The sequence below is a fragment of the Rhizobacter sp. P2_H3 genome (assembly GCF_056403355.1).
The window spans coordinates 1-589 of the sequence record NZ_JBFUFQ010000543.1; the positions used below are offsets into that span (position 1 = coordinate 1).

Below are 589 nucleotides of genomic sequence, written 5' to 3' on the forward strand. Positions count from 1 at the left end.
GGGCGAGCGCGCCCACCGCATCGCCGCGCGCGTTGCGCACGCTGGCCAGCCCGCGCAGCGCGTAGGCCTCGCCGCGCGGATAGCCGAGCTCGCGACTCAGCGCCAGCACCGACTCGAAGGCGTGCTGCGCGGCGTCCCAGTCCTTCAGGTTCTCGAGCGCCCGGCCGAGGTTGTGCTGCGTGACGGCCTGCTCGCGGCGCAGCCCGGCGGCCTGCTGCGCCCGCAGCGCCGCCTCGAAGTAGTAGCGCGCCTGGCTGTAGTCGCCCATGCGGTTGTAGAGGATCGCGATCGCGTTCAGCGAGGTCAGCGCCTGTTGCGGCATGCCCAGCCGCTCGTACAGCTGGTTGGCCAGGCGCAGGTCGAACAGGCCGTTGGCGAACTCGCCGCGCACGCCGCGCAGGTAGCCGCGGTGGTACAGGCCGTCGGCGCGCTGCTCGTCGTCGTGCATCTGCTCGGCGACCGCGACCGACTGCTCGAACAAGGCCATCGCCTGCACGCTGTCGCCGGCCAGCTCGCGCAGGTCGCCCTCGCAGCCGAGCAGGCTGGCGCGCAGGCGCGGCGCCCGCGGCAGCAGCGCGCGCGCCTGGCC

1 protein-coding gene is annotated in these 589 nt (G+C 74.4%); it reads right to left on the reverse strand.

Going from position 1 to position 589, the window contains the following annotated elements:
- Positions 1-589: tetratricopeptide repeat protein (locus AC1D1T_RS32940; protein ID WP_477993572.1), on the reverse strand; the 589-nt coding region annotated here is incomplete at both ends.